The following is a 7,632-nucleotide window of genomic DNA, read 5'->3' as shown; positions in this document are numbered from 1 at the left end:
GAGCGGCGCCGTCGCTAAACTGGTGCAGCACCGTGACTGTGCCATTGGCGGCGCTCTCGCGGCACGGCGCCAGCAGCAAAAGTGCGCTCATTGCGGCGCTGGCGGTGAACAGGGAAAGATGAAGGCGGGAAGTGCGCATGAAAACTCCGTATCAGATAGTAATTATTGATCTATTATACCAACGAGATTTCACCTAAGTAGAAATCGCTTCAGTTCTTGAGAATGTTAAGGCGCTTCAATCTTCGTTGCCTTGCCGTAAATCCCGTTCGGGCCGACCCAGCCATTAATGCCGCCACGGTTATTGCCTATTTGGAACCGGCCTTTGTCGATCGCTTTGATGAGGTGGAGATAGTCGTTTCCATGCACGCGCACGAGAACGATGTCGCCGACTTGGAGGGTGTCGGGGTCGCAGGGTTCGACGGTGACGTGGTCGCCGTCGTTGACTTTGCCGGTCATGGAGTGGCCGCGCGGCTTGATGAGGACGGTTTCGCCTTTACGCAAGGCTTCTTTCGCAAATAGCGCCCAGCTCATGGGTGCGTTTCCTATTTTTCTCCCCGCGCCGCGCGGACGAACGCGGCCATCTTGGCGGGGTCTTTGACGCCGGGCGAGGATTCGACGCCCACGGTGACGTCCACTGCGTATGGCCGCACATTCGCGACCGCCGTCCGAACGGTTTCCGCGGTGAGGCCGCCAGTCAGGTAAATGCGCTTCCCAAACTGCCGTACTTCACGCGCCAACTCCCAGCCGTACGATTCGGGATGCCGGTAACCGGGCGGCGGGGGCGCGTTGACGTTCAACAGATAATTCTGCACCAGACCATTGAACGCGGCGATTGTCCGCAGGTCTTGATCTCGTGTCAGATGGAAGGCTTTGATCTTGCGCCCCATATCCCAGTTCTCACGGATCACTTCGGGCCAGATCGCGTCATCATAATACTGAATCTGATCGAAGCGGGCGAATAAGCCGGATCCGGCCCTCCGCCACTCAGGATGGGTATTGCCGCCGAACACTCCCACGCGCACGATCCGAGACGGCAGCCGCGTTGCGATCTCCAGGTAATCGCCGGGCAGAATCAGCCGCTCGCTATTCTCATCACAGACGAAACCCAGCATGTCCGCGCCCGCGTCCACCGCCGCCTTGGCGTCGGTCCAACTGGTGACGCCGCAGATCTTGATGAGGGGCATGAGTCGTCCCTATTCCCCCACTCGCTTAGGCTCGTCTCCCCCTTTTTCCCAACAAGCTGCTTCGCAGGGTAAAAGGGGTGCTGATAATTGCAGCCTTGCTCGCTCGACAAGTAGCTGTGAAGAGTGAAAAGAGTATTCCGCGTTCTTTAACAAACATCCTCACGGCTCTGTGACAAGTGAATGGAGGACAGTGATCAGCACCCCTTTTACCCTGCGCAGCAGCTTGTTGGGAAAAAGGGGGAAGCGCGCTAAAGCGCCGGGGGAATAGGGCCTAACGCCTACCCGAGCAGCTCTCGCACGGCGCCGCCGATGTCTTCGGCGCGCATGAGAGTTTCGCCGACGAGAATGGCGTGCGCGCCGGCGCTGGTGACGAGGGCGACGTCGGCGGGGGTCTTGAGGCCGCTTTCAGCGACGAGGGTGACGCCGGGGCCGACCATCGACGCGAGGCGCTCGACGATGCCGAGGTCGGTGACGAAGGTGGAGAGGTCGCGGCTGTTGATGCCGATCAGCGGCGCGCCCGCGTTGGTCGCGACTTGCATTTCGGCGGCGTTGTGGACTTCGACCAGCGTCTGAAGGCCGAGGCTGCGGGCGACCGCCGAGTAGTCCTGGATCTGATAGGGCGTCAGAGCGCTGGCGATCAGCAGAATGGCGTCGGCGCCGAGCACGCGGGCTTCGTAGATCTGGTAAGGATCGACGGTGAAGTCCTTGCGCAGTAATGGAAGATCGACAGCTTTGCGGACGGCTTGCAGGAACGTATCGTGGCCCTGGAAGAAGCGCTCGTCGGTGAGCACGGAGAGGCAGTCGGCGCCGCTGGCTTCGTAGGTCTGGGCGATCCGGACGGGATCGAAGTCGGCGCGGATCAATCCGGCGGTCGGCGAAGCCTTCTTGACCTCGGCGATCAGGCCGACCTTGCCCAGGCGCGGCTGGCGCAGGGCGGCGGCGAAGTCGCGTGTGGGCGGCTGGTCGGCGGCGCGGTCGCGGATCTCCGCGAAGGGGATGTCGTGCCGGCGCTGCGCCATCTCCGTCTTCTTGTGCGCCAATATCGTTTGTAAAATCGTACTCTCAGCCATTCGTAAACTCCCGCAATCGTTCGAGGGCGTTGTGCGCGGCGCCGCTATCGATCAGATCGGCGGCGCGTGTGACGCCTTCCGACAGGGATTCTACCACACCGCCCACCATCAGCACACCGGCCGCGTTCAGCAGGACGATCTCGCGGCGTGGCCCGCGATCGCCGCCGCCCAGCACGCCCATCAAGATCCGCGCATTGTCTTCCGGCGTTTCGCTCGCCGCAAGCTCCCCAATCGTGGCGATAGGCAGGCCAAGCTCGGCGTCGGCGTCCAGCACATAGGAGCGTACTTCGCCGTCTTTGAGTTCGCTCACGGCCGTCTTACCCAGTGTCGAAAGCTCGTCCAGCCCATCTAGACCATGCACGAGCAGAGCGCGCCGGCTGCCTAAATTTCTCAGGACGTGAGCCAGTGTTTCGCAGACATCGCCATCGTAGACGCCGATGAGCTGTACGCTGGCGCCGGCCGGATTGGTGAGCGGTCCGAGCATGTTGAAGATCGTGCGGATGCCGATCTCACGGCGTGGTCCGGCGGCGTACTTGAACGAGGGATGCATGGAGGGGGCGAAGAGAAATCCAATTCCTACTTCCTCCACGCAGCGGCCGACATCGTGCGGCGGCAGGTCGAGCTTGACGCCCAACGCTTCCAATACGTCGGCGCTGCCGCACTTGCTGGTCGCGGCGCGGTTGCCGTGTTTCGCCACTACGAGGCGCCCGTCCGCCGCCACCACCAGAGCCGCCGCCGTGGAGATATTGAATGTCTTGAGACTGTCGCCGCCGGTGCCGCAGGTGTCCACAATGATCTTATCGGTTTGGACGGGAACCTGGACGGCGTACTCGCGCATCACGCGCGCAAAGCCCGTGATCTCGCCAATGGATTCACCCTTCGCCCGAAGCGCCACCGCCAGCGCGGCGATCTGCGCAGAGGTCGCGGCGCCTTCCATGATCTGTGTCATCACGGCGGCGGATTCTTCTTCGGTAAGATCCTGGCGGTCGATCAATTTCTGTATCGCATGTTTCATCGTTGTGTTCAGTCCATCTGCTGGCGGGCCAGCCCGCGAATGAGTTCGGCGCGCAGGAACTCGCCCTGGCCTTCCAGCGCCTCGGCGTCAAGGTCCAGTTGGACGCCAATGCTTGGCTCCACGCCCTTGGCGATATCGTCCCGCAGACGCGCGAGAGTTCTGGAGTTCACCGAGGTCTTCAGTGGCGGATCTTTGGGCATGTTCTTGTAGAAGAACGCGGAGATCGGCTCGGCGAGCGTTTCGCGTGCTCCATCCTCGTGCTCCGCGGTCAGAATGAGCTTGCGTGGGTCGAGCCGTACGGGATAGATATCCGCGCGGCCCAGCCGCCAGCGGTAGGAGTTGATGAAGCGGCGCATCACTTCGTCCCCCGTCTCCAGCGCCATTTCGCGCAGCGATTCTACATCCTCCACGTCGGAAACTTCGCGCTCCTGGATGAGCCGCAGGATCGTCCCCTTCCACCACGCCCATTCGCCGAACAGTCCCTGGCCGTCGGTGCCGTCGCTGAGGGAGGGCGGAAAATAGAGAGTGATTTGAACGCCTTGCAGGGTGCAGACAAGCGGGTCCAGGTCGGGGCCGGTGGCGCAGAAGTCCAGCGCAAAGGGCAGTTCGATCCGGATATCGGCGATGAGTTTCAAGGGGCGGGCTCCAGTAAGTACAATTGCGGCTGACAATATTTTACCCTCCCCCGGAGCTGGGAGAGGGTAAAACGCGGAGGAGGAGAGGAAGTTATTTCGCGGGGGACACATCGGCCAGGCCGAGATCGGCGCTCTGGTCGCCGCCCGTTTGGCGGATATGCGCGGAGATGGTGACCGTCGCGCCGGGCGTCAGGAGCGCCAGGGCGGCGGGATCGATCTCGAATGGCTGATACCGGCCATTGGCGCCGCCGTCGATGACGGCGGGAACGCCGTTGACGTAAACCTCAGCGTCGTCGTCGTGCAGCAGCAGGAACTGGAGGTCCTTGAACGGTCCTGCCGGAAGCGTGACCTGGCGGCGCATCCAGATGTCGTCGGTCAGCCAGCTTGTGCCCAGCGTCTTGATACCGGACGTGCCAGATTTGCCGAACGGCGCAACGCCGGTCTGCCAGGACGAATCGTCGAAGTTCGTCATGTTCCAGTCGTCTGACGGTCGGCTCGTCGTGTACTTCCAGCTCTGCGCGGTGTTCTCGGAGGTCGGGATCACGGCAGTGATGACCGGCGGCGGCGGCACATCGGCCCAGCCGCTCGCTTTGAACGTGTCCATTGCGGACCACTTCTTCCAGATCGTCGGATCGGAGATGGCCTTGATGAAGAAGCCGCCGACGACCGGGCGGGCGCGGAACGCTGGGTTTGGAGGAGTGTCGTCGGTGTTATAGGAGTCGACCAGCGGCAGGCGCTGATCCGTCACATAGAGAAAATTGTAGATCGGGTCGGTGATGGTCTCGAAGTCGGCCTGGTTGTCGGCAAGAGTCGCGCTCCAGTATTCCCAGTCGGTCTTGGTCAGCTTGGTGCGCGAGTCCAGCGGCAGACCGTACTGCTTCATCTGCGTCTTGTAGTACTCGACTTCTTTTTTGGCCGTGTCGGCGGGGAAGACGTTCAGGTCGAGAATCTTATCCCAGACCAGGTTGTACTTCTGGCTCCAGCTGTTCGGCTTATCGAACGCCAGACGCGAGTGATCGCCGTCCTTGGCCGCTTCCGTCCAGTGCAGCGCGTCGGCCTTGGCAATGGCCTTGTACTTCTCGGCTCCGGCCATGTCGCCGCGCATCCGGCACAGGTCGCCGTAGGCGGCGATGGCGAGGATCGCTTTGACCGCGAGGTTGGAGTTGTGGGCGAGATGTCCCATGAAGTCGTCGGTGCAGAGCTGATCTTCGGGATCGAGGCCATACTTTTCCAGGTACTGTTCCCACGCGGTGAGAGTCGGCCAGAAGCGCGAGGCAAACTCGGCGTTGCCTTCCTGCTTGGCGATGGCGTGGCAGATCAGGATCATATTGCCCGACTCTTCCACCGGCATCATGTCGCCTTCGTTCGTGGAAGTCTCGCCGCCGCCGTAGACCTGCCCGTTGGCCGCCGGATAGGTTCCCAGGTCATGCGGGGCGAAGGGGAATTTCCATCGGCTGGCGGCGCCGTAGAGCATGGCGGGCGCGGCGACGGCCTTGGCGTAGGTCGGTCCCATGAGCAGGAACTGCGGGGCGGCGGGATAGATGATGTCGACCGTGGCGATGCATCCGTTGCTGCTGTTTTCTTTCGGGAAGATCAGTGGCTGCCCGTTGGGATCGGCGGCGAGGCCTGAGCCGGCGAGGGTTTGTCGATAAGCGAGGGCGGTGACTTGTGCGTACTTGGCGCCGCCGGCCTTGGTCATGTCCGTCATCATCAGATTGTCGAAGGCGACGCAGCGCTTGGCGAGGGAATCGTAATCTTTTTCGGCGGCTTGCAGCAGGTCCGAGGGAGTAGCGCCGTTGTGTCGCCAGTAGGGACGCAGCTTTTGGCGGAAGAAGTTGATCGCGTAAATCTCGTCATAAGCGAGGCTCAGGTGGCGGGAAACCGTGGACCCGCCGACCTTGCCCAGATTGAAGGTGAAGGCCAGAACCGGCTGGTCGTCCGTCACGGGGCGCGGCTGGCGCGAATCGTCCGTCGTGGGGATTACGCCGTCTTTGATGAAGGAAGCCAGGAGGGCGCCGTTGCCGCCGATGGAGGATTTGGACTGCTTGGCGTTCGCGGCCGCGTAGGCGTATCCCCAGTTGACGCGAACATCGTCGCCGACGGGCTGGAGAATCGTCTGCGCTTTGCTTCCGACGCTGAGCGCCGTGAGTGCGCCAAACGTTTCTCGCTTCCAGACGACGGGCGCGCTGGTCTCATTGACGGCGAGGGCCGAGCTGGTGCTGTCGTAGAGCGAAACACTGTGCGAGCCTTTGCGCGACTTCACATCCCAGGTCAGGTAAGTGACGGGACGCGCGAGCACTTCGAGGTCATCGGGCAGGGACGGCGTGGTGAATGTCAGCGTGACGTGGACGGCGTCGTTTTCAAAATCGTAGATGCTGCGGGTCGGCAGGACTTTGAGGGCGACCTGGGGCAGGGCCGGCACGCCGGCTGGGCCAGCGCCCATGAGCCGATAGGTTTTTCCATCGATCCGAATGAGGCTGACGAGCGGGTGATCGCGTCCGGTCCAGTGCTTGGTGGTGCTGTCGTTGAGATTGGTCGTGCGGGACCAGATGCTAAAGTTGGGGTTGATGGCGACCAGCGGCGTCGCCGGCGGCCGGAGGTCCTGCGCTCCCGCACAGACCGGCAGCAGAGCCGAGATTGCGGTAAGCGTAAAGACCGTTGTGGAATACAGAAGCTTCATTTATGGCGTTCCCATCCTGGTGAGAGTTCAGATACTACAATCTTACCACTCACACGGAAAAATGGGAATAGCCGAAATGCACTCTTTTATTTGCAAAAAGCACATCTTGTGTTGAAATGTTTCTAGTTTGTGATGGGGAAAGCTGAGAGATACTGCTTCGTGGAGCACATGCGCCAGAACCATGGGCGGCTCTGACACATGTGCGAATAGAACTGATCGTTATTTCGCGACCTGAACATCGACGAGGCCGATGTCGACGCTCTGGCCGCCAGTAGTCTGGTGGACATGCGCGGAGATTGTCACCGTTGCGCCGGGCGCCAAGAGCGCCAGGGCGGCGGGCTCGATCTCCAGAGGCTGATAGGTCCCGGTGTATCCGCTTTCCGAGGCGGCAAGGACGCCGTTGACGTAGATCTCGATGTCCTCATCATGAACGGCCAGGAACTGGAGGTTCTTGAACGATCCGGCGGGAACCGTGATCTGGCGGCGCATCCAGATGTCGCCGCTGTTCCAGGTCGTTCCCGGATTGCCGTTGATGCCGGGCGTACCTCCCGTACCGAACGGGGCCGCGCCTGTCTTCCAGGACGCGTCGTCGAAGGTTGCTTTGTTCCAGTCGGCGGATGGCTGGCTGGTCGTGAATTTCCAGGTCTGCGCCGCTTTCTCGGAAGTGGGAACGACGGTCGTAATGACCGGCGGTTCTGGGACATCGGCCCAGCCGCTCGCCTTGAACGTATCGGCCGCCGACCATTTCTTCCAGATCGTCGGATCGGAAATCGCCTTGATGAAGAAGCCGCCGACCACCGGACGCGCGCGGAACGCTGGGTTTGGGGGGGTGTCGTCCGTGTTATAAGAGTCGACGAGCGGCAGGCGATGATTCGTCACATTGAGATAGTTGTAAATCGGGTCGGTGATGGTCTCGAAGTCGGCCTGGTTGTCGGCGAGGGTCGCGCTCCAGTATTCCCAGTCGGTCTTGGTCAGCTTGGTGCGCGAGTCCAGCGGCAGACCGTACTGCTTCATCTGGCTCTTATAGTACTCGACTTCTTTCTTCGCC

7 protein-coding genes are annotated in these 7,632 nt (G+C 61.6%); all 7 read right to left on the bottom strand.

Features of this window, described 5'->3' with window-relative positions; genetic code table 11:
* Positions 1 to 225 precede the first annotated feature (225 nt).
* Positions 226 to 531: a S24/S26 family peptidase gene (locus ABIZ35_RS23850; protein ID WP_348222429.1), complete on the bottom strand. Its 306-nt coding sequence runs from the start codon at positions 529 to 531 to the stop codon at positions 226 to 228.
* Between the two features lie 11 nt (positions 532 to 542).
* Entirely contained in the window at positions 543 to 1,184 is a 642-nt protein-coding gene (locus tag ABIZ35_RS23845; RefSeq protein ID WP_348222428.1) for a phosphoribosylanthranilate isomerase, read from the bottom strand.
* Positions 1,185 to 1,462: 278 nt separating this feature from the next.
* The gene (trpC, locus tag ABIZ35_RS23840) at positions 1,463 to 2,254 is read right to left on the bottom strand and encodes an indole-3-glycerol phosphate synthase TrpC (protein ID WP_348222427.1); all 792 of its coding nucleotides are present in this window, start codon (positions 2,252 to 2,254) and stop codon (positions 1,463 to 1,465) included.
* Positions 2,247 to 3,269, bottom strand: coding sequence for an anthranilate phosphoribosyltransferase (gene trpD / locus ABIZ35_RS23835; RefSeq protein WP_348222426.1), 1,023 nt, complete (start codon positions 3,267 to 3,269; stop codon positions 2,247 to 2,249). Before trpD ends, trpC begins: the two co-directional genes overlap by 8 nt.
* 8 nt (positions 3,270 to 3,277) lie before the next feature.
* The gene (locus tag ABIZ35_RS23830; protein ID WP_348222425.1) at positions 3,278 to 3,904 is read right to left on the bottom strand and encodes a hypothetical protein; all 627 of its coding nucleotides are present in this window, start codon (positions 3,902 to 3,904) and stop codon (positions 3,278 to 3,280) included.
* A 91-nt stretch (positions 3,905 to 3,995) separates the two neighbouring features.
* Positions 3,996 to 6,584 (bottom strand): DUF4965 domain-containing protein, encoded by a 2,589-nt coding sequence (locus tag ABIZ35_RS23825; RefSeq protein WP_348222424.1) that lies wholly within the window; start codon positions 6,582 to 6,584, stop codon positions 3,996 to 3,998.
* A gap of 219 nt (positions 6,585 to 6,803) precedes the next feature.
* On the bottom strand, positions 6,804 to 7,632 hold an 829-nt coding region (locus tag ABIZ35_RS23820), incomplete at its 5' end, for a DUF1793 domain-containing protein (protein WP_348222423.1).

Source organism: Capsulimonas sp. (genome assembly GCF_039929585.1).
Classification (GTDB): domain Bacteria; phylum Armatimonadota; class Armatimonadia; order Armatimonadales; family Capsulimonadaceae; genus Capsulimonas.
The sequence above is the reverse complement of the archived record's forward strand: the minus strand, read 5'-3'. Positions and strand labels throughout refer to the sequence as shown.

What these genes read in the sequence shown, in the direction of transcription:
- ABIZ35_RS23850 (WP_348222429.1), bottom strand. Translation starts at nt 531, where the DNA reads ATGAGCTGGGCGCTATTTGCGAAAGAAGCCTTGCGTAAAGGCGAAACC.
- ABIZ35_RS23845 (WP_348222428.1), bottom strand. Translation starts at nt 1,184, where the DNA reads ATGCCCCTCATCAAGATCTGCGGCGTCACCAGTTGGACCGACGCCAAG.
- trpC (WP_348222427.1), bottom strand. Translation starts at nt 2,254, where the DNA reads ATGGCTGAGAGTACGATTTTACAAACGATATTGGCGCACAAGAAGACG.
- trpD (WP_348222426.1), bottom strand. Translation starts at nt 3,269, where the DNA reads ATGAAACATGCGATACAGAAATTGATCGACCGCCAGGATCTTACCGAA.
- ABIZ35_RS23825 (WP_348222424.1), bottom strand. Translation starts at nt 6,584, where the DNA reads ATGAAGCTTCTGTATTCCACAACGGTCTTTACGCTTACCGCAATCTCG.